Consider the following 23,920-nt stretch of genomic DNA (forward strand, 5'->3'; position numbering starts at 1 on the left):
ATGTTTCTTCGGGCTCGGGGTCAACCACCAGGTCGCTCCGCGCGTTTGCTCCTTTACCAGGCATTTACCAAACGTTTACGTTTTGGCTTGCCGTTACGGCTCGCCGTTACGGCTGACCGTGACGGCAAGCCGCCAAGGCAAGTCCCACGGCCCCTTGCGCTGCCTGCCGCGACGGCCCGCAGCCGCCGGCCCCACCAACAAACACTATGCGATGCCGCCCCCAAAGACGCCGACCACGGCGCCAATGCGGCATCGGAGAATCGCCAGGCCAACCCATGCTTGATTCGCCCCCTTCGCGCATTGCGCGCGCCGCCGCCGTGGCGCTGCGCCGCCGCGCCCGCGCGTTGCGCCTGCAGCGCTTCGTGGCGCCGGCCTTAGCTATCGGCATCTGCGCGCTGTTGCTGCTGGTGTTTCAGCACCTCTCGCAGTCCGTCGACTACCGCTCGGTCATCCGCCAGCTCTGGCATCTGAGCCCGGCGCAATGGATCGGCGCCCTCGGCGCCACCGCCGCCAGCTTCGTCGCGCTCGTGGGCCGCGACGCAGTCGGCCTGCGCTACCTCGGCGCGCGCGTTTCGCGCGGCGCCCTGTGGGTGGGCGCCATCGCCGGCTCGGCGCTCGGCAACGTCACGGGCTTCGGCGCGCTCACGGGCGGCGCGGTGCGCTGCCGCGTCTACAGCGACGCGGGCGTCACGGCGGCACAAGTCGGCCGCATGACCGTGTTCACGAGCATCACGCTCGCGCTCGCCCTCGCGCTCATGAGCGCGCTCGGCATGGTGGGCGCCGCCGACACGCTCACGGGCCTGCTGCGGCTCTCGCCCGAGGCGCTGCGCTGGATCGGCGGCGTGGTGCTCGCGCTCGGCGTTGCGCTCATCGCAGCCTGCCCCGGCGAGGCGCGCGAAGTCGCGCCGTTCAAGCGCGCCTGGCTGCGCTTCACGGTGCCCGCGCGGCGCGACCTCGTCGCGCAATTGCTGCTCGCGGCGCTCGACGTGGTCGGCGCGGGCCTCGCGCTGTGGTCCGTGATGCCGCACGCGCATATCGGCTTTGCCGACTTCCTCACGGTCTACAGCGTCGCCATGCTGCTTGGCCTGATCGGCCACACGCCCGGCGGTATCGGCGTGTTCGAGGCGGCGATGGTGTTCGCGCTCGGCGACAGCGTGCCGGGCTCCAAGGTGTTCGCCGCCTTGCTCGCCTATCGCGCGATTTATTTCGGCGCGCCGCTCGCGCTGTCGGCCGCGCTGCTCGCCGCGTTCGAAGGCCGCGCGCTCAAGAATCCGCTCAACACGGACTTCGCGCGACGCGGCGTTCATGGCGTCTCGCAGCTCGCCCCGCTGTTCCTCGCCATCGTCACCTTCGTGACCGGCAGCATGCTCGTGATCTCGGGCGCCACGCCCGCGTTCACCAAGCGCATAGAACTCCTGCAGAATTTCATTCCGCTCTGGGTACTCGAAAGCTCGCAGTTGCTCGGCAGCCTGTTCGGCGTGCTGTTGCTGTTCGTTGCGCGCGGCCTGCTGCGCCGACTCGACGCCGCCTGGTGGCTCGCCCTCGTGCTCGCGGTGGCCAACCTCGCGCTCTCGCTCACCAAGGGCCTTGCGTTCGTCGAAGCGGGCGTGCTGTGCGTGCTGATCGCGCTGCTGCTCACCACGCGCAGCCGCTTCAACCGTCATTCGTCGCTGTTCGCCGAGCCCTTCACGCCCGCCTGGCTCGCCTCGGTGGGCTGCGTGATCGCGCTCGCCGTGTGGGTGCTGTTCTTCGCCTTCCGCGACGTCGAGTACTCGCAGCATCTGTGGTGGCAATTCGCGTTCGACGAACGTGCGCCGCGCGCGCTCCGCGCAACGCTTGGCGCGGGCGTGTTCGCGGCGGCGCTCGCATCGTGGCAGCTGTTGCGTCCGGCCGCGGGCCGCTTCGTGATTCCCGCCAGCGAGGATCTGGCCGAAGCCGCACGCATCGTGCGCGCGCAGGAGCGCAGCGACGCAGGCCTCGCGCTCATGGGCGACAAGAGCTTCCTGTTCTCGTCTTCGCGCAACGCGTTCCTCATGTACGCGAAGCGCGGACGCACGTGGGCCGCGCTGCACGACCCGGTGGGCCCGCGCGACGAATGGCCCGCGTTGATCCGCGAGTTCGTCTCGCTCGCGCACGCGCACGGCGGCCGCGCCGCGTTCTATCAGGTACGCGCCGACGCCCTGCCGCTCTATCTCGACGCCGGCCTCACGCTGATGAAACTCGGCGAGGAAGCGCGCGTGATGCTCCAGGAGTTCGACCTCAAGGGCCCGCAACGCGCGCATCTGCGCTACGCGCTCAAGCGCGGCGAACGCGACGGCTTCACGTTCGAGCACATCGACCCCGCGCGAATGAGCGACAGCCTGCCCGTGCTGCGCGCGATTTCCGACGCGTGGCTCGAAGAGCGCGACGTGCGCGAAAAGAGCTTCTCGGTAGCCGCATTCGACGACGACTATCTCGCCGCGCAACACGTGCTGCTGGTGCGCCAGAACGGCGCGCCGCTCGCCTTCGTGACCTTCATGACGACCGATCTCAACACCGATGCAACGGTCGGCGTCATGCGCCATCTGCCGGGCGCATCGCCCTACTCGATGGAGTATCTGTTCACGCAGCTCGCACTGCATCTGAAGAGCGCGGGCTATCAATCGCTCTCGCTCGGCATGGCGCCGCTCGCCGGCATGGGGCCGACGCCGCTCGCTTCGCGGTGGCACCGCCTCGCCGGACTGATCTGGCGCTTCGGCGGCAGGTTCTACAACTTCCGTGGGCTGCGCGGCTTCAAGAACAAGTTCGCGCCGCGCTGGGAACCGCGTTATCTGGCTGCATCGGGCTCGATCAGCGTGTTCATCACCCTTGCGGATCTTTCGTTGCTGGCAGGAGGCTGGCGCTCATGATTTTTCGTACTTTCTCGCTGCCGCGCCTCGCGGGCGCCGCGGCGGGCGCCGTCGTGCTCGCGCTCTGCGCGGTTCAGGCCAACGCGACCGAGGCACCGGCGCATAGCGCCGTCACGCATGTCTCCGGCGGACGTTATGGCGATGTCGCCGTGACGCGCCCCATCGGCGCAATGCGCGGTTTCACCGTGCTGTTCTCGGCGGGCGAGCACTGGAGCGCCGCAGACCAGACACGCGCCGATGCCCTCGCGCAACATGGCGCGCTGGTCGTGGGCGTGGACACGGAGCGCTATGCGACCCATCTCGCGGCAGTGAAGAACGAGACCTGCCACAAGCTTTACAGCGACGCCGAAGCGCTGAGCCATCAACTCGAGCGACAAGAAGCGTCGAACCAGTACTTCGCGCCGATCGCGATCGGCAGCGGCGAAGGCGCGCTCATCGCTCAACGCATGCTCTCGCAAGCGCCCGCGAACACGATGGCGGGCGCAGTGTCGCTCGATCCCGCCGCGCAGCTCGACGCACGCTTCGCACCCTGCCCCGCCGACGCCACGCTGTCACGCGGCACGGGTCTGCCGGGCTTCTTCGAGCAAGGCGTAACAACCGTTGCTAACGCAACCAAATCGCCTGCGGCGGCCGGAGCAATTCACACGACGCCGCACGCATTTGCCGCGAATCTTTCCGATGCCGACAAGCTCGTCGCGCTCACCGCGCCGCATCTGCGCGTGCAGACGGAAAGCGAGGAAGACGTGTCGGATCTGCCGCTCGTCGAGCTGCCCGCCGCGCATCCGACCGACATGCTCGCGGTCGTGATTTCCGGCGATGGCGGCTGGCGCGATCTCGACAAAACCATCGCGGAAGCCCTGCAAAAACAGGGTATTTCGGTGATCGGCTGGGATGCGCTGCGCTACTTCTGGAGCGAGAAAACACCCGCTCAAACGAGCCATGATCTCGCGCGCGTGCTCAACACCTACGCCGCGCGCTGGCACGCGAAGCACATCGCGCTGGTGGGCTATTCGTTCGGTGCGGACGTGATGCCGTTCGCCTACAACCGCCTGCCCGATGCGCTGCGTGCGAAGGTCTCCTACATGTCGCTGCTTGGCTTCGCGCCCGACGCCGATTTCCAGATCCGCGTGACGGGCTGGCTCGGCATGCCCGCGAGCGAGAAGGCGCTGCAAGTTCGCCCCGAACTCGCGAAGGTGCCGCCCGCGATCGTCCAATGCATCTATGGCGCCGATGAAAAAGACACGCTGTGCCCGGCGCTCGCGAACACCGGCATCGAGCTCGTGAAGACGAGCGGCAGCCATCACTTCGACGGCGACTACAACGCGCTCGCAGCGAAGATCATCGCCGGTTGGAAGAAGGAGATTGCGGCGCGCGGATAAGTCGATCGGCAAGCCGCTGCTCGCTTGCTTCAAGGCCATTCTCAAGGCCATTAAATCTTTCATTAATTTCAGAATGAAAGATTTTGGAAAAATTCTTCTTTCATTACAAAAAACTTTCACCTATAACGGCATCACATGTCGCGACCTCCACTATCTCGCGCATGACTCAGCCCGCCAGGCCTTGCCCTGCGGGCTTTTTTTTGCCTTTTCGGCATCGATTCAAAGCTTTCAAAAAGCCTACTCATCAATGTCCCGGATTAGTGGAAATACCGATGTTGCTTCCGCTTGACTCTGTTGATATATCACATATTGTGTAAACGACTGTCAGCTAAACGACAGGATTCAAGGGCCGCAACCAGATGCAAAAACGGCCTCGCGGAACATCAACAAGGAGACACTGATGGAGCATCGGCAAGGAGGGGCGTCGCGCTTTGCGTCGCCATGGGTTCAGCTCGTGTTCGGCGTGATCTGCATGGCGATGATCGCCAACATGCAGTACGGCTGGACGCTGTTCGTCAATCCGATCAACGAGAAGTACCACTGGGGGCGCGCCGCGATTCAGGTCGCATTCACGATCTTCGTCGTCACTGAAACCTGGCTCGTGCCGGTCGAAGGTTGGCTCGTCGACAAATATGGCCCGCGTCCCGTGGTCGTCGGCGGCGGGCTGCTGTGCGCGATCGCCTGGGTGCTCAACTCGTTCGCCGCTTCGCTGCCTATGCTCTACGTCGCGGCGGCCGTGGGCGGGCTTGGCGCGGGCGCCGTGTACGGCACTTGCGTCGGCAACGCGCTCAAGTGGTTCCCCAATCGCCGGGGCCTCGCGGCCGGCATCACGGCGGCGGGCTTCGGCGCGGGATCGGCGGCCACCGTCGTGCCCATCGCCAACATGATCAAGAGCAGCGGCTATGAGGCTACGTTCCTCTGGTTCGGCCTCGGTCAGGGGATCGTCGTGCTGGTGCTCGGCCTCGCGCTCGCGGCGCCCGCTTCGCATGGCGTCGCAGCCGCGAAGCGCGCCATTGGACAAGCCGCGAAGCACGCCGCGCAAGGCGTGAGCGCCGTCTATAACGCGGGCCCACGCGAAGTGATCGCCTCGCCGATCTTCTGGGTGATGTACGCGATGTTCGTGATGATGGCCGCCGGCGGCCTGATGGCGACCGCGCAGCTCGGCCCGATCGCGAAGGACTTCGGCCTGCACGACGCGCCGGTCTCGCTGCTCGGCCTCACGCTGCCCGCGCTCACGTTCGCGCTCACCATCGACCGCGTGCTCAATGGCCTCACGCGTCCGTTCTTCGGCTGGGTGTCGGACCGCATTGGCCGCGAGAACACGATGTTCGTCGCGTTCGCTGTGGAGGCGGTCGGCATCGTGCTGCTCTCGCGCTACGGACACAGCCCGGTTGCCTTCGTCGTGCTCACAGGCATCGTGTTCTTCGCGTGGGGCGAGATCTACAGTCTCTTTCCCGCCACCTGCGGCGACACCTTCGGCCCGAAGTTCGCGGCAACCAACGCCGGTCTGCTCTACACCGCGAAAGGCACCGCTGCGCTGCTCGTGCCGTTCTCCAGCGTGATCACCGCGGCCACCGGAAGCTGGCACGCCGTGTTCATGCTCGCGTCGGGCATGGCGGCGGTCTCCGCGCTGCTGGCCGTGTTCGTGCTCAAGCCGCTGCGCAACGCGCATCGACAAAAGCATGCGGATGCAGCAGTGGGTTTTTCGTATCGCAACTCGCTCGTGCAGGAATGAGTGACAGCGCAACGTAACAAAAAAACGCCGGCGGTCGCCGGCGTTTTTCATGATGCTGCTGGCCTTTGCAGGCGAACTTACGCCACCGCTGCAGCCGCGCTCGCGTCTTCTTCCTGCTCCACCGACGAGCGGATCAGGTAGTCGAACGCGCCCAGCGATGCCTTCGCGCCTTCGCCCACGGCGATCACGATCTGCTTGAACGGCACGGTCGTCACGTCGCCCGCAGCGAACACGCCCGGCACCGAAGTCTGACCCTTCGCGTCCACTTCGATCTCGCCATGCTTCGAAAGCGCCACCGTACCCTTGAGGAATTCGGTGTTCGGCACAAGGCCGATCTGCACGAACACGCCTTCGAGTTCGACGCGATGCTTCTCGCCCGAGGTGCGATCGAGATAAGCGAGGCCCGTGACCTTCTGGCCGTCACCCGAGATTTCCGTGGTCTGCGCATTCACGTGCACGGTGACGTTCGGCAGGCTGCGCAGCTTGCGCTGGAGCACTTCGTCCGCACGCAGTTGCGCGCCGAATTCGAGCAGCGTCACATGGCTCACGATGCCCGCGAGGTCGATGGCCGCCTCGACGCCCGAGTTGCCGCCGCCGATCACGGCCACGCGCTTGCCCTTGAAAAGCGGGCCATCGCAGTGCGGGCAGTACGCCACGCCCTTGTTCTTGTACTCCTGCTCGCCCGGCACATCGACATTGCGCCAGCGCGCGCCCGTGGCCAGCACCACGCTCTTCGCGCGCAGCGTCGCGCCGCTCGCGGTGCGCACTTCGAAGCCATTGCCCACCGCGGTGAGCGCTTCGGCGCGTTGCAGATTCATGATGTCGACGTCGTAGGCGCGCACGTGCTGTTCGAGCGCCACCGCGAACTTCGGCCCGTCGGTTTCCTTCACCGAGACGAAGTTTTCGATCGACATCGTATCGAGCACCTGGCCACCGAAGCGTTCGGCGAGCACACCGGTGCGAATGCCTTTGCGCGCCGCGTAAATCGCGGCCGCTGCGCCAGCGGGACCGCCGCCGACGATGAGCATGTCGAAAATATCTTTCTGATTGAGCTTTTCGGCGGCACGCGCCGAAGCGCCGGTGTCGAGCTTCGCGAGAATCTCCTCGACACCCATGCGGCCCTGGCCGAACACTTCGCCGTTCAGGAAGATGGTCGGCACAGCCATGATCTTGCGCTGCTCGACTTCGTCCTGGAACAGCGCGCCGTCGATCGTGACAATCTGCACGTTCGGGTTGAGCACGGCCATTGCGTTGATCGACTGCACGACTTCCGGACAGTTCTGGCACGACAGCGACATATAGACTTCGAACGAGAACGCGCCGTCGAGCGCCTTCACCTGTTCGATAACATCATTTTCGAGCTTGACCGGGTGGCCACCCACCTGAAGCAGCGCCAACACGAGCGACGTGAATTCATGGCCCATCGGAATGCCCGCGAACGTCACCTTGACGTCGGAGTTCGCGCGCTTGATCGCAAACGAAGGGGTACGCGCGTCGCCAATTGCGGCGCCACGGCGTTCTTCATAAGCGATGCGATCCGAGAGCGATGCGATGTCCTGCAGCAGTTGCTGCAGTTCTTGCGACTTCTCGCCGTCGTCCAGATACGCAACGATCTCAATCGACTGCGTGACTTTTTCGAGGTAGCTTTTCAGTTGGGTCTTGAGATTGGCGTCGAGCATGGCGTGTTCCGGCTGGAGAAGGAGCGTGGATATGCTAAGCAATGCCTGGCAATAAGGGAGCCTCGTGGGTTCCTCTGCGAGGCGACCGGGCCGCAAGCCGCGAAGGGCGCGGCCCGGTTTTACAGCTCAGTGTGATTTCAGCGTCATGCGTTTCAGGCGAAACGCATTCGAACAACAACGCTTAGATCTTGCCGACGAGGTCGAGCGACGGCTTGAGCGTTTCAGCGCCCGGCGTCCACTTGGCGGGGCACACTTCGCCCGGGTGAGCAGCAACGTACTGAGCAGCCTGAACCTTGCGCAGCAGTTCCTTGGCGTCACGGCCAATGCCGTTGTCGTGGATTTCGCACAGCTTGATCTCGCCTTGCGGGTTGATCACGAACGTGCCGCGCAGCGCCAGGCCTTCTTCTTCGATCATCACGTCGAAGTTGCGCGTGATCGCGCCCGTGGGGTCGCCGACGAGCGGGTACTTGATCTTGGCGATCGTTTCCGACGTGTCGTGCCATGCCTTGTGCGTGAAGTGGGTATCGGTCGACACGCCGTAGACTTCAACGCCCAGCTTCTGGAATTCTGCGTATTGGTCGGCCAGGTCGCCGAGTTCGGTCGGGCACACGAAAGTGAAGTCGGCCGGGTAGAACACGACCACGGACCACTTGCCCAGGAAGTTCTCTTCAGAGACCGGAACGAACTTGCCATTGTGGAATGCGGTGGCCTTGAACGGCTTGACTTGCGTGTTGATGAGAGACATCAGTTGTTTCCTCGCTCTGGGTTGGAAAGGGATGGACGTAGATTACGGGAATCACGACCATTTGAAAAATTGATTACGTTGATCGCTGGAATAAACTGTGCCTATCGAACCTCATAGAAAACCCTGAATGAGCTTCCGAAGCCCGCCAGCACGGCGTTCCGCGCCCGCATCGAGGCGGCCTGAGCGACCTCTGGGGCGGTGAGCATACAACGAAATTGCGACATTCCACCTCATCTGCCCGATATACCGGGCAGCGCCGCCGGGGCGGCAGTCTGTCAGATGCGGGCGCAACCGCCCAATCACAAGGCCGGCACACCCAATCCCCCGGGATTTCGCATCAAAGCGCTCCGCCACGCGCAGTTGCCGCGCGAGCGGCCAGTTGCTCACGCAAAAATTGCGTGAATGCGCGGATGGTCACGGAAGCTTCGCGGTGCTGCGGATACAGCGCATGCAGTGCATTGGGCGGCGGCATGAACGCTTCGAGCACTTCCACCAGCAGCCCCGCGTCCACCGATCCCGCCACGATGAAGTCCGGCAGATAACAAATGCCGAGCCCCGCCACGGCCGCATCGCGAATCACCTCGCCGTTGTTGGCCCGCAGCGGCCCGCGCACCTCGAACGGCGTGCGCACCCCGTCGATCATGAAATCCCACGACGCGCGCCCTTGCTGCCCGTACGGCAGGCAGGCGTGCTGCGCGAGATCGGCGGGCGTTTGCAGCGCGCGGTGCCGGCGCCGGTAGCCGGGGCTGCAGCAGGCGATCATGCGCACGTCGATGAGCTTCTGGCCGATCAGCGTGGAATCGGCAAGCCGCCCGATGCGCAGCGCCATGTCGAAGCCCTCGCCGATCACGTCGACGTTGCGGTCGCTCAGGTCCATGTCGAAGTGCACGTCGGGGTGCGCGCGCAGGAATTCGGCGACGAGCGGCGAGAGATGGGCCATGCCGAACGACATCGGCGCGCTCACCTTGAGCAGGCCGCGCGGCTCCGAGCGGCGCGCCGACATGGCCTGTTCCGTGTCGGCCACCTCGGCGAGGATGCGCTTCGCGCGCTCGTGGAACTCCTGGCCGAGGTCCGTCACGGCCAGCTTGCGCGTATTGCGCACCAGCAGGCGCGCGCCGAGGTCGGCTTCGAGCGCGGCTACGCGACGACTCACGAATTGCTTCGAGAGCCGCAGCCGGTTGGCCGCCGCCGTGAAACTGCCCGCCTCCACGGCGCTGACGAAGATGCGCATGTCGTCGAGTTGCATGGCGATTGTCCACTTGAATATGACAGTTAGTCGTATTTTACGACGCTCCGTACCGCATCGGTTGACCTAAACTGTGTTCATCGCAACCGGACATCGGAACAAACGGAGAAACGAACATGATCGAACTTCGCAAAGCAGACCAACGCGGCCGCGGCGAACATGGCTGGCTTAGCTCGCGCCACACGTTTTCGTTCGCGAACTACTACGATCCGAAGCAGATCGGCTTCTCGGACCTGCTCGTGATCAACGACGACCGTGTGGCCCCGGGCCGCGGCTTCGGCAAGCACCCGCACCGCGACATGGAAATCTTCTCGTACGTGCTGGAAGGCGGACTCGAGCACAAGGACTCGATGGGCACCGGCTCGGTGATCGTTCCCGGCGACGTGCAGTTGATGAGCGCCGGCACGGGCGTCGCGCACAGCGAGTTCAACCACTCGGCCGAACAGCCGGTGCACTTCCTGCAAATCTGGATCGCACCGAACGTGAAGGGCGCTCAACCGCGCTATCAGCAGAAGAACATTGCGGACGCGGAAAAGCGCGGCAAGCTGCGCCTGATCCTCTCGCCGGACGGCGCCGCCGAATCGCTGGAACTGCGCCAGGACGCGCGGGTGTATGCGGGCCGCTTCGACGGCGCGGAGAGCGCCACCATCGCGCTCGACGCGAACCGCTACGCCTATGTGCACGTGGCGCGCGGCAGCGTGAAGGTCAACGGCGTGGAACTGGGCGAAGGCGACGGCGCGCGTATCCGCTCGGAGCGCGAGCTGACCTTCACCGATGGACACGATGCCGAAGTGCTGGTGTTCGATCTGCGTAATATCGAGGTGTCGGAGCTCTGGTCGTAAGCCGTTCCAGCGCGGCCCGCGAACCCGCGGGCCGCGCTGCCGACACCTGCAGCAAGGCAAACGAACCAACGTCTTTAACCTCTCGGGAGCACTGCCATGCGATACAACCTCTTCGGCCAGGGCAACGACCTCGCCCTGCTCGTTTCACGCGTCCTGCTGACCTCGCTTTTCATCCTGTTCGGCTGGTCCAAGATCACCGGGTTTGCCGGCACGGTCGACTTCATGGCGCACGAAGGCGCGCCGATACCGATGCTCTCGGCCGTCGTCGCGGTCGTCATGGAACTCGCGGTGGGCATCCTGCTGCTCGTGGGCTTCTTTACGCGCCCGCTCGCGGTGCTGCTGGCGATCTATACCGTCGCCACCGCGTTCATCGGCCATCACTTCTGGACCATGACCGGCATGGAACAGATGGCGAACATGATCAATTTCTACAAGAACCTCAGCATCGCGGGCGGCCTGATCGTGCTCGCCGTGGCGGGTCCGGGCAAGTTCTCGATCGACAGGAAGTAAGGCGGGCGCACCCGAATTTACTTCGGTATGGGTGCATGCGAGGATCGGCGCGATTCCATCCTCGAGGAAGCACCCATGCAAGACCGCCAAGGCGTGAACCGGGAGCGCGCGCAGCGCATCCTGGCACGCGAGCGCGACGCCTTTGTCGCCGCGCGCCCGAAGTCGCAGTCACTATCCACGCAAGCCGCGCAGCATCTGCTGTTCGGCGTGCCGCTGCACTGGATGAACGACTGGCCCACGCCGTTCTCGCTCTACGTGGATGCGGCGCGCGGCGCAGCCTTCACCGACGTGGACGGCCACCGCTACATCGACTTCTGCCTCGGCGACACCGGAGCGATGTTTGGCCACGCGCCGCCCGCCGTTGCGCAGGCGCTCGCGCGCCAGGCGCAGCGCGGCTTCACGACCATGCTGCCAGGCGCCGACGCAGTGGCCGTGAGCACGGCGCTCGCGCAGCGCTTCGGCTTGCCGTACTGGCAATTCGCCATGACCGCGAGCGACGCCAACCGCTTCGCGCTGCGCTGGGCGCGCGCGGCTACCGGGCGCAACACGATCGTGGTGTTCAACGGCTGCTATCACGGCACCGTGGACGATGTCTTCGTGGATCTCGTCGACGGCAAGCCTACGCAGCGCCCGAGCCTGCTGGGCCAGGTGCACGACCTGCTGCCGTACACGCGCGTGGTGGAATTCAACGACCTCGATGCACTCGAACGCGCGCTCGCCGATGGCGACGTGGCCTGCGTGCTGGCCGAGCCCGCGATGACCAATGTGGGCATGGTGCTGCCCGAACCCGACTTCTGGCGCGACGCGCAAGCGCTCATGAAGCGCTACGGCACGCTGCTGCTGATCGACGAAACGCACACCATCAGCAGCGGCCCGCGCGGCTATGCGCGCGAGCACGGCATCGAACCCGATCTCTTCGTGCTCGGCAAGCCCGTGGGCGGCGGCGTGCCGTGCGCGGTGTACGGCTTTTCCGCCGAGCTCGCCGCACGTGCGCAAAAGGCGAAGCTCGATGCACCGCCGGGCCACTCGGGCATCGGCACGACGCTCACGGCGAACGCGCTCTCGATGAGCGCGATGCGCGCGACGCTCGACGAAGTCATGACCGATGCGGCCTACACGCGGATGTTCGCGCTCGCCGAGCGCCTCGCGCAGGGCCTCACGGCCGCGATCGCGCGCCATGCGCTGCCGTGGTGCGTGACGCGCGTGGGCGCGCGCAGCGAGTTCCAGTTCTGCGCCACGCCGCCGCGCAACGGCAGCGAGGCACGCGCCGCGATGGACGACGAGCTTGAGCAAGTCATCCATCTTTATCTGCTCAACCGGGGCGTGCTCATCACGCCGTTTCACAACATGATGCTCGTGTGCCCCGATACCGCCGAAGCCGATGTCGATGGGTTGTTAAGGGCGTTTGAGGCATGTCTTGAGGAGTTGTGCGGGCGTTGAGCGATGCTCGCGCCCCCACTCCGCTCTCAACCCTCGCGAAATAATCCATCTCCGCACGCTTCGCAATATTCGGCGCATTAGCGGCGATAATCAGGGCCACCGTGCGGAATGCCTGTGTGGGCCGCACGGCTGGCCCCTGGGGTGCGACCCGTGCGCGCGAACTGCGCGCAATCGTCCCTCCCTATGCGAAATCGTGCGAAACTTGCCGGCCGCGCCGATCCCGGCGCACCCAACGCACCAGCAACGCACCAACGCACCGCACGCCATGAACTCGAACCGTCAATCCGTCCCCGCTACCGCCACCGCGCGCAAGTCCATCTCGCTTTTGCAGTTGCTCGCGCTGATCGCCTTTGGCGGCATCGCGGCCTCGCTCGTGCTCCAGCACTTCGCCTGAGCACCGCGCCGGACGCACGCTCTACCGTTTTCGCTTATGTACAAGAAAGGCGTCGCCCTCGAAATCCAGTTCTCACCCGAGCGCCTCAACGATGGCGCAGGCGATCCCTACTGGATCGACCTCACCGCTGCGGAAGCCGCCGCGCTGCTCGAAACGCTGCAAGCAAAGCTCTCCGCGCGCGAAACCACTTCGGCGCCGCTCGTCGTGACACTCGACACGCCGCGCGAACCTCAAGCGGATGCCGCCATCGCAAGCCCCGCACACGCCGCCCCAGCCGATCAAGGCCTCAAGCAATGGGTCTGCGTGATCTGCGGCTGGGTGTACGACGAAGCAGCCGGCGCGCCCGACGACGGTCTCGCCCCCGGCACGCGCTGGGCCGACGTGCCCGACGACTGGCGCTGCCCGCTATGCGACGTGGGCAAGGAAGATTTCGCGCTGGTCGAGTTCTAACGCGCGTGCCGCACATGCGCTCGCGCCGTTACCCCGCTTCACGCCCCATCGGTTCGTAGAACAGCGCAAATAGTTCCGACTGCGAACTAACGCCGAGCTTTGCGTAAATATGCTTCTTGTGCGCGCGCACGGTTTCGAACGAGATGTCGAGCCGCTCGGCAATCGCACGTGTCGAAAAACCCGAAAGGCTCTGGCGCACCACTTCGATCTCGCGCGCCGTGAGCGGCGTGCGGCCGCTTTGCTTCGCGACCGCTTCGAAGCGGCTTGCGTGGTCCGTGTCGCTTGCCGCCACGGCCTCCGGGCGCGGTGCGCCCCCGCCCGCTTCTGTTGTCTCCGACATCGAGAACGTCTCATAAGGCAGCCGCTGCCGCATCAACGCCATCACCCACGGCGCGAACATCGCGAACATCGCAATATCGCGCTCGGTGTAATGGCGCGTTGCGCCCATCGAGAAAATCAGCGTGCGGCGCGCGTCGAGCGGGTGATTGAACTGCACTTCGTCGCCGATGATGTTGCTCTTGAAATAGCGCTGGTAGTAATCCGTCATGCGGAAGTTATCGGGCGCGACTTCGGCGAGTGTGACAAGCCCCGCGCGCGGCTTTTCGCATGCGTTGATATAGAACGGATCGAGCTGGTACATGCCCTCCAGATACGCGCGGAACAACAGATCCACGGTGCCGTCGGGCATCGGCGACTCGGCGCAGACGAGCGGCGCGCGATCGCGCATGAAAACGAGCGCGACCCAGTTGTCGAAGGCGACGAACCGCTCGATCACGCGCGTCAGGCGAGTCCAGAAGTCGGGGCCGTCGAGGGCTTCGATGAGCGTCGCGATATGGTGATGGAACGCGCGGTCTTGCCAGTCGAGTTCCATGATTCCTCCGGTCAGGGTACCCCTGCAGGGTAATTTCCGAGCAAAAATAACGTGGTGATAATAGCCTCTCATAACGCTCACGCGGAGCAAGGAGACAGGCATGCAACTCGAACTCGCACAAATCCCCCTCGTTGACGGCGTCGTCGCGCCCAATCTGGCGCGCACGCTCGACGCGATCGGCAAGCGCCGTGCGGGTACCGACCTGATGGTGTTCCCCGAAGCCACGCTCACCGGCTTTCCCACCCGCGAGAGCGTGCGCGACGTGGCCGAGACGCTCTCCGGCCCGTCGCTCAGCGCGGTGCGCGACGCCGCGCGCAACGCCCAGATGGCCGTGGCCGTGGGCCTGGCCGAACGTGATGGCGAACATTTCTACAACACCACCGTGCTGATCGACGAACGCGGCGAGATCGCGCTGCGTTACCGCAAGACCCATCTGTGGGCCACCGACGTGGGCGTCTTCACGCCCGGCGACCGCTTCGAGGTCTGCGAATTCAAGGGCATGACGGTCGGCCTGCTGATCTGCTACGACATCGAGTTTCCGGAATCGGCGCGCGCGCTCGGCATGCTCGGCGCGGAAATGCTGATCGTCACGAACGGCAACATGAATCCGTTCGGCCCGGTGCACCGCCGCGCCATTGTCGCGCGCGCGATGGAGAACCAGGCGTTCGCCGCGCTCGTGAACCGCACCGGCGACGGCGACGACAACCTCACGTTCCCCGGCGAATCGGCGCTCATCAGTCCGTTCGGCGACGTGCTGGCCGAACTCAAGAGCGAAGACGCGGTGCTGCCCGTAACCGTGGACCGCGCGCTGCTCGCGCAAAGCCGCGAGCATTACAGCTATGTACATGACGCGCGCATCGCGCTGAATCTCGTCGACGAAAACGACGCGCAGGGCCGCCGCTCGCTCAACATCCGCGCCCGCACGAGCCGCTAAACGCGCCGCCAGGCCAGTGGCATAGCGCCCGGCACAGGCTGCGCTCACGCACCACAAGCAACCCGCAAACGATAGAAGCCACGAGGCGTGCGCCGCCCCGCAGGGGCTTGCATGCTCGCGCGCGGACTACACTCGCAGCACTCAGGAGACACCTGCATCATGAAGCCTTCCTCAACGCCGGCCGAACGCGGCACCAACGGGACAAACGCGGGGACGAACGCGGGGACGAACGCGGAGGCAAGCGCGGGAACACGCGCAGCCAGCCACGCGCGCGAACCGCATCTCAAGCGCACACTCGGCCTGCCCTCCGTGCTCCTGTTCGGCCTTGCCTACATGGCGCCGCTGATCGTCTATGGAACCTACGGCGTGCTCGCGGGCGCGAGCCAGGACACCGCCGCGCTCGCCTACCTCATCGCGCTCATCGCGATCGTGTTCACCGCACTCAGCTACGGCAAGCTCGCGCGTCTGTTCCCGGTGGCGGGCTCGGCCTACACCTACACGCGCAAGAGCTTCAATGCGCACATGGGCTTCATGATCGGCTGGGCCACGCTGCTCGACTACTTCTTCCTGCCGATGGTGATCTGGCTGATCGGCGCGGCCTACCTCGGCGCTGCATTTCCGCACGTGCCTGCGTGGATCTGGATCGTCGCGTTCATCGTGCTCACGAGCGGCCTGAACATCATCGGCATCGAACTCGCGGCGCGCTTCAACATCGTGCTGATGATCGTGCAGCTCGGCATTGCCGCCATCTTCGTCGTGCTGTGCCTGCACTATGCAGCGGCGGCGGCCGGCCCCGGCGGCCTGCTCGCGGCTCAGCCATTCTTCCAGCCGCACGTGCCGCTTTCGGCCACGATGGCGGGCGCCGCCATCGCCGCGTATTCGTATCTCGGCTTCGACGCCGTGTCCACGCTCACCGAAGAAACCATCGAGCCGGAAAAGAACATCCCGCGCGCCATCGTGCTGATCGCGCTGCTGGGCGGCGCGATCTTCGTGATCGCCGCGTACACGCTGCAGCTCGCGCATCCAGGCGCCGTGTTCAAGGACCCCGATTCGGCCGCGTTCGAAATCGCGCGCAAAGTGGGCGGCGACATTTTCGTGACGATCTTCCTCGCTGGCCTGATCCTCGCGCAGTTTGCGTCCGGCATCTCGGCGCAAGCGAGCGTGGGACGCCTGCTTTACGCGATGGGCCGCGACGAAGTGCTGCCCAAGTCGATCTTCGGCTTCATTCACCCGCGCTTTCGCACGCCCGCCATCAACATCGCGATTGCCGGCGCGATCGGCCTGATCGCGCTGAAGCTCGACGTGGCCACGTCCACTTCGTTCATCAACTTCGGCGCGTTCCTCGCGTTCACCTCGGTGAACCTGTGCGTGATCCGCCAATACCTGAGCGGCGCGGCCGGCACGCGCGGCTTCGGCTTCTTGGGCGGCCTCGTGTTCCCGCTCATCGGCGCGGTCACCGACATCTGGTTGCTGTGCAGCCTCGAGAAAACCGCGATCGCGCTGGGCGTGATCTGGTTCGTGCTCGGGCTCGCGTATCTCGGCTGGATCACGCGCTGCTTCCGCCGCGCACCGCCTGAAATGGCCGTGTAAGGAAGCGTGCCGCGTGCGGCACCTCAAGACGGGCTTCGCTTCACGCGACAGCCCGTTTTTTCGTTTTTGGGGCCACGCGCAAACGCGATTGCGGGGTCGGGATCAAACAGCCGCTTCGGTCACGCAGACCCGAACCGAACTACAATGCATGCCGTCCTCTCGTTTGCCGGCACGCTCGCCGCCTTGTTCGTACGCACCATGCCCCGTATTTCAAGAGTCGTTCCGTTTCTGCTGATTCCGCTTGCCGCCGCCCTCAGTGCGTGCTCGTCGCCCGCACCGTCGTTTCGGGACGACCAGCTGCTGAGCAACGCACCGAGCCCGTTCTCGCACGGCTTCAACTACGCCAGCACCGATGCCTGCGAGGCAGCGCGCCGCGCGCTGCTGAGCCAAGGCTACATGACGACGATGACGCGCAACGACACCGTCGACGCCACCAAGAATTTCCAGCCGTCGGTGGACCAGCACATCGCCGTGGAAGTGCACGTGGTGTGCACGCCCTCCGACGCCACGAACACGAGCATGCTGTACGTCAATGCCGTGCAGAACGGCTATGCGCTCAAGAAGAGCGCGACCTCGGCGAGCGTGGGGTTGTCGATTCTCGGCTCGGTCTCGCTGCCGATTCACTCGAACAGCGACGAAATGGTCAAGGTCTCGAGCGAGACGGTCCAGTCGACCGAGTTCTACAAGCGCTTCTTCGATCTCGTGGGGCGCTATCTGGGCGGGATCGCGCGCAGCGAGCCGGTGCCGGGCGGCGATATCAAGGCCATGCCGCTGCAACTGGAGCCCAATCCGGCGATGGTGAACGCGGCGGCGCCGGGCGCTTCCACGGCGCCAGCAGCAGCGGCCGCTGCCGCAGCGGCTGCGGTGACTGGGGCGACGGTGCTGCATGCCTCTACCGTGCCGAGCTCAACGAACGCAATATCCGTGCAGGCAGCCACGCATGCGGCTGCGCCCGTTGCCGCTGCAAGCGGCGTACATGCGGTCTTCCCGGCATCGCCCGCCTCGGAGGCAACGCTGCTCACGCCGGTGCTGCCGGTGGCGGCATCGGCTGCCGCAGCGACCGGTACGGCTGCCGTGCCGGCTTCAGCGGCTTCGTCGGCTGCGCTAGCTTCGGCAACGCCTGCGCACACGGCCGCGCAGCCCGCGACGGCATCGGCTGCTGCGGCTCCTGCACCCGCCAGCGGTGCCCAAAGCGCGACAGCGGCCTCGTCGGTGACGGCCAACGCCACCAGCGCCCCGATTTCGGCCTCGGCCCCAACGGCCGCCAAGGCACCCTGAGCAGCCCATCCGGACGCCTCCCCGGCGTCCGGGCCGCAGCGCCAGAATCCAGCGGATCCGGCGGCTATCCGCGCGCCTAGCGCAGGCCCGCCATCATCGCCCCCATGCCCACCAGCATGCTGCCCATCAAGCGGTTAACCGCGCGCAGCCGCTTGGGCCGTTGCAGCACGTGACGCAGGCGGTGCGAAAACAGCGCCATCGACGCCACGCCGCCCGCGAACAGCAACGCAAACGTCGCCGCCAGCACGACATACTGCCGGTTCGCGCTCCACGCCGCATCCGCGCTGATGAACTGCGGAAAAAACGACGGAAAGAACAGCAAGGTCTTGGGATTGAGCCCCGAGGTGGCAAATCCGCGCCAGAACAGATCGCGCCGGGAAGTGAGCGCCGACTCCGCAGGCTCCGCGCCTGGCTCGCCCCCGAGCGTGCGGCTGCGCCACTGCTTGCAACCTAGCCAGACGAGATAGGCCGCGCCGGCCCAGCGCAGCACAGTAAGTGAATGCTCACTAATGAACAGCAGCGAATTCAGGCAAAGCGCCGTGAAGACGAGTTGCAGCAGCACCGCGAGCGTGCCGCCCCAGACGCAAGGCAGCGCGCGACGCCAGCCGGCGTTGAGCGCATGGCTCATCGTGAGCACGTTGACGGGACCGGGGGTGTAGACGAGAACCAGCGCGGCGGCAAGAAACGACAAATACAGCTGGGGCGACATTTCGGGAATTCAGGGTAGGCGTGGTGAGGGGGTGATGCGAAAGCGGGCAACAAAAAACCGCGCAACGGCGCGGTTTCAAATGCCATCTGCCCGATCGGACATTGCTGGCCGCGTGATGAACGCGCGCAACGCCCGATGGCCGCCGCAGGGTGCAGCGGAAACCGGCTCTGACGGTCCGCCGCGGCTTGTGGCTGCGGCGGCGCACCCCAACGCGGGGAGGTGGCCGCGTGGGTTGTGCCGGGCAAGAAGGCATGGAGAAAATATACCGGCAATGAGCCTGTAAAGGCTTCCTGTTTTCAGGCAAAAAACGCTCATTTCCGGAACATCCTTCCGCTAAAATTGCCATTCCCTGTAGAGAATTCCACCCGCCATGAGTACCCGCGAACGCCCGTCCAAACCGCTCGACAACCAGGACCGCAAGATCCTGCGCGCGCTCCAGCAGAACGCACGCCTTTCCAACGCCGAACTCGCGGAACAAGTAGGCATGTCGACCACGGCATGCTGGAACCGCACGCGCCAGCTCGAAGCCGACGGCTACATCGACGGCTATGTCGCACTCGTGAACCAGCGCAAGCTGGGTTTCGCCGATATCGTGATTCTCGAAGTCACGCTCGACCGCCACGAAGACGACGCGCTCGCGCGCTTCGGCGCGGAGCTCGCGGCGCTACCCGAAGTGCTGGAGGCGTATCTCGTCTCCGGCGAATACGACTACTGGATCAAGGTGGCCGTGGATGGCACGGCGGGCTACGAGCGCTTCCTGCGCGAAAAGCTCTATCGCATTTCGAGCATCCGCCATAGCCGCTCGATGTTCGCGCTGCGCTGCATGAAGGACGTGGCGTCGATGCAGGTGTGAGTCATGTTGGCCTCCACAGCAGTCGCGCCCATCCCGATGCATCGGTCGGCCTGTATAGGCTGCGAACTGACAACCGGTAAGGCAATCCCCCTTGACGGCGAAAAGGCTCATCGAGGTAGGCTTCGTTTTGGCGGAGGCAAATGAAGCGCTGATGAGGGCGGCCCGCTTGACTGTCGCTCCTGGAGGAACTGAGGCAGGCAGTTGCGGCATCCCGTAAACCGGGCTATGACGCAAACGCGTCCGCTTTGTACCGAAGTCACCGCCAAAGAACGTCCTGGGAGATAGAGACCGAATGAAACCAACAAACGATATGCCCTTGTCCGAGGGCGAATATCGCAACACCCTCGGCGATGTGGTCGCACTGCTCGAACAGGGTCGACAGGCCGCGGCACGCAACGTCAATACGCTGATGACCGCGACGTATTGGCAAATCGGCCGTCGCATCGTCGAATCAGAGCAAGCTGGAGAGAATCGCGCGGCGTATGGACACGCGCTCCTGCAGCGCTTGTCCGCCGACCTCACCAAAAGGTTCGGACGCGGCTTCGGGGTTGATAACCTGGAACTAATGCGTCTGCTCTTCCAGAACTATCCCCCGACAGTGATTTCCGAATCACCGATTCGGAATTTTTCGCTCCAGCATCTGGCCGAGGTCTTTCCGCTTTCATGGACGCATTACGTCTACCTGCTACGGCGCACGCGTTCGCCTGAAGAACGTCGCTTTTACGAAGCCGAGGCGTTGCGCGGCGGTTGGAGCGTGCGCCAGTTGGGTCGTCAAATTGACAGCCAGTTCTACACTCGCACGCTGATGTCTCAAAACAAGCGCGCGATGCTCGAAAAGGGCGGCATCGCGCAGCGCGGCGACTCCGTCACGCCCGAAGAAGCAATCAAGGACCCGTACGTTCTCGAATTCCTGGACTTGAAAGACGAATATTCCGAGACGCAGCTCGAAGAAGCACTGATCCATCGCCTCGAAGATTTTCTGCTCGAACTCGGCAGTGACTTCGCATTTGTGGGCCGCCAGCGACGCCTGCGAATCGGTGACAGTTGGTTTCGCGTCGACCTGTTGTTTTTTCATCGGCGCCTGCGATGCCTCGTCATCATCGATCTCAAGCTAACTGAACTGAATCACGCGGATGTGGGCCAGATGCACATGTACTGCAACTACGCAAAGGAACAGTGGACACTTCCGGGCGAAAATCCACCGGTAGGGCTAATACTTTGTGCTCGAACCAATACCGCAGTCGCGCGATATGCCCTCGATGGCCTACCGAATAAGGTGCTCGCGGCCGAATATCATATGGTCCTTCCGGACGAAGAATTGCTTGCCCAAGAGTTAGCACGAACGCGCCGCGAATGGGAGGCCCGGCATGGCGCCCTCTCAAACTCCCAACGGATTGGTGACGAAGAGTGACCGCAGGGGCGCGCTGTGCTCTGTATTGTCAAGCGCGGCCGACTGGCCCGACACGCTGCAACAGCAGCACTATGCCCTGCAAAACGCATGATCGCGATGCCTGCTTGTCGGACCGAGAAATACCCACGTCGCACGATATCTACTCGATCTCCGGCTCTCTACTCAGATAAGGTCGAATGCGCGCCCATTCCAGGACTTTCAACTCTCGATCGAGTTCGTCGAGTTCCTTCAATGTCACCATCGGATCAAACACCTCCTTAGTGGCAAACGTGTTGCGCTTTCGATCCGAGGGGTATCGATGTCGCTGATCCAATGTCGAATGGAAATTCTCCTGATCGTCCGGAAATAGGTCAAAATTTGTGCTGACGCCGAAGCGCGACGGGCCTTCGAAAGAAAACCTCAATTCGGGATAAAGGCGACGATACTCCAGGAAGAGGTTGTTTAAGTCGTGGGTCATCGGTGCCGAGCCTTGCACTGAAACAGCGCCAATTGCCCCCTTCAAGAACAGTTCAACGCAGCGCGACTCGACGTGAAATGAAAGGAAAAGCGCTCTATCGGGCAAAGTGTTTTCCGACTCCTTCGGATTCTTTCATTAACTCCGCCAGCCAATTTTTTACCTGGTTCGCAAAGCTTTCACTGTTCTCACCACTCGACACATTCCATCGCATCGTGCCATTTAGTTCGTCATCCGTATCAAATGCGCGAGGCAGCTTACTCGCCTGGCGAGCGCGCCCCGCTCGCGCGCAGGATCATCGTCACGACCTCTTCGGTCGTGGCCTCGAAGCTCGCGGCCGATAGCGCGCGCTTGCCCGCGAGCGCGCGAATCTGCGCCTCGAAATCGGCGTAATGCTGCGTGGTCGCCCAGATCATGAAGAGCAGCGTTTTGGGGTCCAGCGGCGCGAGCAGCCCCTCGTCGATCCAGCGCTCGATCAGTTGCACGCGCGACTCCATCCACGGCTTCACGCGCTTGAGCAGAATGTCATGCATGTGCGTGGCCCCGCTGATGATCTCGTTGGCCCACACTTTGGAGCCCAGCGGACGGCGTCGCGAAAGTTCCATCTTCGCGCGCACATAGCCGCCGATGGCGACCACCGGGTCGTCGCTCGCGTCGAAGGTGTCGGCGGCGGCGTTCCATTCCTCGAATACGTCGTCGAGCACGCGCCAATAGAGCGCGAGCTTGGTGGGGAAGTAGTAGTGCAGATTCGCCTTCGGCAAGCCGGCGCGCTCGGCGATCAACGCCGTGCTCGCGCCCTCGAAGCCCCGTTCCGCGAAAACCGCTTCCGCGCAGGTCAGCAGATGCGTTTCATTGGAGGCGCGAATCGACGCCTTGCGGCGCGGCTTGTGCGCCGCGTCAGCGTCGTCGCGCGCGCTCGCGCTGGTGCGCAACGCAAGATTCGCGGCTGGCGTGTTCGTGTCGTCGTCGCGCATGGCGTTCGGTCCGCTTCGAGGATGGAAAGGCGTCGCGCACCTCATTCGCAACGCAACGCCGGTTTCATTGTAGTCACGGCCTATGCTTTACGTGTGCACGCGCATGGCGAACCTTCGGGTAAACCTGCGCGCCGCCGATGCGCTTTCATGCAGTGCAACATCGATGGCACGCTTTTCGCTCGTAACACCGCATTGAATTCCCCAAGTTTATCGCCTACAACCTGTCCAATCGGACAGGATTCGCAAAAGAGGAGAGCACGCATGAACACCGTAAGCGAAGCTGCGTTGACCACCGCGATTCATGTGAACGGCCAGCGCCTCTGGGACAGCCTCATGGAGATGGCGAAGATCGGCGCGACCGCGAAAGGCGGCGTCTGCCGCCTCGCGCTCACCGATCTCGACAAGGCGGGCCGCGACCTCATCGTGAAGTGGGCGAAAGAAGCCGGCTGCACGGTGAGCGTCGATCAGATGGGCAATGTCTTCATGCGCCGCGCGGGCCGCAACAATGACCTGCCGCCCGTGATGACCGGCTCGCACGCCGATTCGCAGCCCACCGGCGGCCGCTTCGACGGCATCTACGGCGTGCTCGGCGGGCTGGAAGTCATCCGCTCGCTCAACGACCACGGCATTCAGACCGAACACCCCATCGAGACCGTAATCTGGACCAACGAGGAAGGCTCGCGTTTCGCGCCCGCGATGGTGGCGTCCGGCGTGTTCGCGGGCGTGTTCACGCTCGACTACGGTCTCTCGCGCAAGGACGTGGACGGCAAGACCATCGGCGAGGAATTGCAGCGCATCGGCTATGCGGGCGACCTGCCGTGCGGCGGGCGCAAGATTCACGCAGCGTTCGAACTGCACATCGAGCAGGGGCCGATACTCGAAGCGGAGAATAAAACCATCGGCGTGGTGACCGATGCCCAAGGCCAACGCTGGTACGAAGTCGTGCTCACGGGCCAGGAGGCGCACGCGGGCCCCACGCCCATGCCGCGCCGCCGCGACGCGCTGCTCGGCGCATCGCGCGTGGTGCAGCTCGTGAACGAAATCGGCCTGCGCCATGCACCGCTTGCGTGCGCGACGGTCGGCATGATGCAGGTGCATCCGAACTCGCGCAACGTGATTCCGGGGCGCGTGTTCTTCACCATCGACTTTCGCCATCCGCAGGACGAGGTGCTCGCGAAAATGGACGCTGAGCTGCGCGAAGGCATCGCGAAGATCGCCGAGCAAGGCAAGCTCGAAACACAGCTCGAGCAGATTTTCTATTACGCGCCGGTGCCGTTCGACGCGGACTGCGTGAAGTCCGTGCGCGCGGCGGCGGAGCGCTTCGGCTATTCGAACCGCAATATCGTCTCCGGCGCGGGCCACGACGCGTGCTATCTCGCGACGGTCGCGCCGACTTCGATGGTGTTCGTGCCGTGCATCGACGGCATCAGCCACAACGAGGTCGAGGACGCGACGCAGGAGTGGATCGAGGCGGGCGCGAACGTGCTGCTGCACGCGATGCTCGAACGCGCGTCCGAGCCGGGTTGATGCCTCACGAT

At 64.4% G+C, this 23,920-nt stretch carries 22 protein-coding genes; 15 read left to right on the forward strand and 7 right to left on the reverse strand.

Annotated elements, in window-relative coordinates:
- Positions 1 to 275: 275 nt before the first annotated feature.
- The 4 genes from mprF (at position 276) to oxlT (ending at position 6,002) form a co-directional block, all read left to right on the forward strand.
- Positions 276 to 2,888, forward strand: coding sequence for a bifunctional lysylphosphatidylglycerol flippase/synthetase MprF (mprF, locus tag HV773_RS16325; RefSeq protein ID WP_175195488.1), 2,613 nt, complete (start codon positions 276 to 278; stop codon positions 2,886 to 2,888).
- The gene (locus HV773_RS16330) at positions 2,885 to 4,267 is read left to right on the forward strand and encodes a virulence factor family protein (protein WP_175195490.1); all 1,383 of its coding nucleotides are present in this window, start codon (positions 2,885 to 2,887) and stop codon (positions 4,265 to 4,267) included. Before mprF ends, HV773_RS16330 begins: the two co-directional genes overlap by 4 nt.
- The gene (locus tag HV773_RS16335) at positions 4,251 to 4,556 is read left to right on the forward strand and encodes a hypothetical protein (protein WP_175195491.1); all 306 of its coding nucleotides are present in this window, start codon (positions 4,251 to 4,253) and stop codon (positions 4,554 to 4,556) included. Before HV773_RS16330 ends, HV773_RS16335 begins: the two co-directional genes overlap by 17 nt.
- Before the next feature lie 111 nt (positions 4,557 to 4,667).
- Complete coding sequence (gene oxlT / locus HV773_RS16340) at positions 4,668 to 6,002, forward strand: oxalate/formate MFS antiporter (protein ID WP_175195492.1); 1,335 nt, start codon at positions 4,668 to 4,670, stop codon at positions 6,000 to 6,002.
- Positions 6,003 to 6,079: 77 nt separating this feature from the next.
- Here oxlT and ahpF read toward each other — a convergent pair whose 3' ends face one another.
- The 3 genes from ahpF to HV773_RS16355 all read right to left on the reverse strand — a co-directional run bounded on the left by ahpF (position 6,080) and on the right by HV773_RS16355 (position 9,672).
- The gene (gene ahpF / locus HV773_RS16345; RefSeq protein ID WP_175195496.1) at positions 6,080 to 7,681 is read right to left on the reverse strand and encodes an alkyl hydroperoxide reductase subunit F; all 1,602 of its coding nucleotides are present in this window, start codon (positions 7,679 to 7,681) and stop codon (positions 6,080 to 6,082) included.
- A gap of 181 nt (positions 7,682 to 7,862) precedes the next feature.
- Positions 7,863 to 8,426 (reverse strand): alkyl hydroperoxide reductase subunit C, encoded by a 564-nt coding sequence (ahpC, locus tag HV773_RS16350; RefSeq protein WP_175195498.1) that lies wholly within the window; start codon positions 8,424 to 8,426, stop codon positions 7,863 to 7,865.
- Between the two features lie 337 nt (positions 8,427 to 8,763).
- Complete coding sequence (locus tag HV773_RS16355) at positions 8,764 to 9,672, reverse strand: LysR family transcriptional regulator (protein ID WP_175195500.1); 909 nt, start codon at positions 9,670 to 9,672, stop codon at positions 8,764 to 8,766.
- 116 nt (positions 9,673 to 9,788) lie between these two features.
- On the opposite strand from HV773_RS16355, the gene HV773_RS16360 reads away from it, so the two are divergent.
- From HV773_RS16360 to HV773_RS16375, 5 genes are all read left to right on the forward strand, one after another.
- Complete coding sequence (locus tag HV773_RS16360; RefSeq protein ID WP_175195502.1) at positions 9,789 to 10,514, forward strand: pirin family protein; 726 nt, start codon at positions 9,789 to 9,791, stop codon at positions 10,512 to 10,514.
- Between the two features lie 96 nt (positions 10,515 to 10,610).
- The gene (locus HV773_RS16365) at positions 10,611 to 11,024 is read left to right on the forward strand and encodes a DoxX family protein (protein ID WP_175195504.1); all 414 of its coding nucleotides are present in this window, start codon (positions 10,611 to 10,613) and stop codon (positions 11,022 to 11,024) included.
- Between the two features lie 75 nt (positions 11,025 to 11,099).
- On the forward strand, positions 11,100 to 12,464 hold the full coding sequence (locus tag HV773_RS16370) for an aspartate aminotransferase family protein (RefSeq protein ID WP_175195506.1): 1,365 nt from the start codon (positions 11,100 to 11,102) through the stop codon (positions 12,462 to 12,464).
- A 265-nt stretch (positions 12,465 to 12,729) separates the two neighbouring features.
- Complete coding sequence (locus HV773_RS37265; protein WP_281365280.1) at positions 12,730 to 12,858, forward strand: hypothetical protein; 129 nt, start codon at positions 12,730 to 12,732, stop codon at positions 12,856 to 12,858.
- A gap of 36 nt (positions 12,859 to 12,894) precedes the next feature.
- On the forward strand, positions 12,895 to 13,308 hold the full coding sequence (locus HV773_RS16375) for a rubredoxin (protein ID WP_175195507.1): 414 nt from the start codon (positions 12,895 to 12,897) through the stop codon (positions 13,306 to 13,308).
- A gap of 28 nt (positions 13,309 to 13,336) precedes the next feature.
- Here HV773_RS16375 and HV773_RS16380 read toward each other — a convergent pair whose 3' ends face one another.
- Positions 13,337 to 14,179: a helix-turn-helix transcriptional regulator gene (locus tag HV773_RS16380; RefSeq protein ID WP_175195508.1), complete on the reverse strand. Its 843-nt coding sequence runs from the start codon at positions 14,177 to 14,179 to the stop codon at positions 13,337 to 13,339.
- 100 nt (positions 14,180 to 14,279) lie between these two features.
- Between HV773_RS16380 and HV773_RS16385 the strand changes: the two genes are divergently transcribed.
- The 3 genes from HV773_RS16385 (at position 14,280) to HV773_RS16395 (ending at position 17,981) form a co-directional block, all read left to right on the forward strand.
- A complete protein-coding gene (locus HV773_RS16385) occupies positions 14,280 to 15,113 on the forward strand; it encodes a carbon-nitrogen hydrolase family protein (RefSeq protein ID WP_175195509.1) in 834 nt (277 codons plus the stop codon).
- A gap of 159 nt (positions 15,114 to 15,272) precedes the next feature.
- Complete coding sequence (locus tag HV773_RS16390) at positions 15,273 to 16,703, forward strand: APC family permease (RefSeq protein WP_175195510.1); 1,431 nt, start codon at positions 15,273 to 15,275, stop codon at positions 16,701 to 16,703.
- Positions 16,704 to 16,847: 144 nt separating this feature from the next.
- Positions 16,848 to 17,981 carry a DUF2242 domain-containing protein gene (locus HV773_RS16395; RefSeq protein ID WP_246282286.1) on the forward strand — a complete coding sequence of 378 codons (1,134 nt, stop codon included), beginning with the start codon at positions 16,848 to 16,850 and terminating at the stop codon, positions 17,979 to 17,981.
- Positions 17,982 to 18,057: 76 nt separating this feature from the next.
- On the opposite strand, the gene HV773_RS16400 is transcribed toward HV773_RS16395, so the two are convergent.
- Entirely contained in the window at positions 18,058 to 18,690 is a 633-nt protein-coding gene (locus HV773_RS16400) for a LysE family translocator (protein WP_175195511.1), read from the reverse strand.
- Positions 18,691 to 19,060: 370 nt separating this feature from the next.
- Here HV773_RS16400 and HV773_RS16405 point away from each other — a divergent pair, with 370 nt between their 5' ends.
- Positions 19,061 to 19,543 carry an Lrp/AsnC family transcriptional regulator gene (locus HV773_RS16405; RefSeq protein WP_175195512.1) on the forward strand — a complete coding sequence of 161 codons (483 nt, stop codon included), beginning with the start codon at positions 19,061 to 19,063 and terminating at the stop codon, positions 19,541 to 19,543.
- A gap of 292 nt (positions 19,544 to 19,835) precedes the next feature.
- Positions 19,836 to 20,954 carry a PDDEXK nuclease domain-containing protein gene (locus tag HV773_RS16410; protein ID WP_246282287.1) on the forward strand — a complete coding sequence of 373 codons (1,119 nt, stop codon included), beginning with the start codon at positions 19,836 to 19,838 and terminating at the stop codon, positions 20,952 to 20,954.
- A 139-nt stretch (positions 20,955 to 21,093) separates the two neighbouring features.
- Here the strand turns inward: HV773_RS16410 and HV773_RS16415 are convergent, their stop codons facing one another.
- Together HV773_RS16415 and HV773_RS16420 are read right to left on the reverse strand one after the other, a co-directional pair.
- A complete protein-coding gene (locus HV773_RS16415) occupies positions 21,094 to 21,516 on the reverse strand; it encodes a hypothetical protein (RefSeq protein WP_175195513.1) in 423 nt (140 codons plus the stop codon).
- Positions 21,517 to 21,665: 149 nt separating this feature from the next.
- Positions 21,666 to 22,382 (reverse strand): TetR/AcrR family transcriptional regulator, encoded by a 717-nt coding sequence (locus HV773_RS16420; RefSeq protein WP_175195515.1) that lies wholly within the window; start codon positions 22,380 to 22,382, stop codon positions 21,666 to 21,668.
- A gap of 261 nt (positions 22,383 to 22,643) precedes the next feature.
- Here HV773_RS16420 and HV773_RS16425 point away from each other — a divergent pair, with 261 nt between their 5' ends.
- On the forward strand, positions 22,644 to 23,909 hold the full coding sequence (locus HV773_RS16425) for a Zn-dependent hydrolase (RefSeq protein ID WP_175195517.1): 1,266 nt from the start codon (positions 22,644 to 22,646) through the stop codon (positions 23,907 to 23,909).
- The last annotated feature ends 11 nt before the right edge of the window (positions 23,910 to 23,920 follow it).

Source organism: Paraburkholderia caffeinitolerans, assembly GCF_902859945.1.
In the GTDB taxonomy this organism is placed as follows: domain Bacteria; phylum Pseudomonadota; class Gammaproteobacteria; order Burkholderiales; family Burkholderiaceae; genus Paraburkholderia; species Paraburkholderia caffeinitolerans.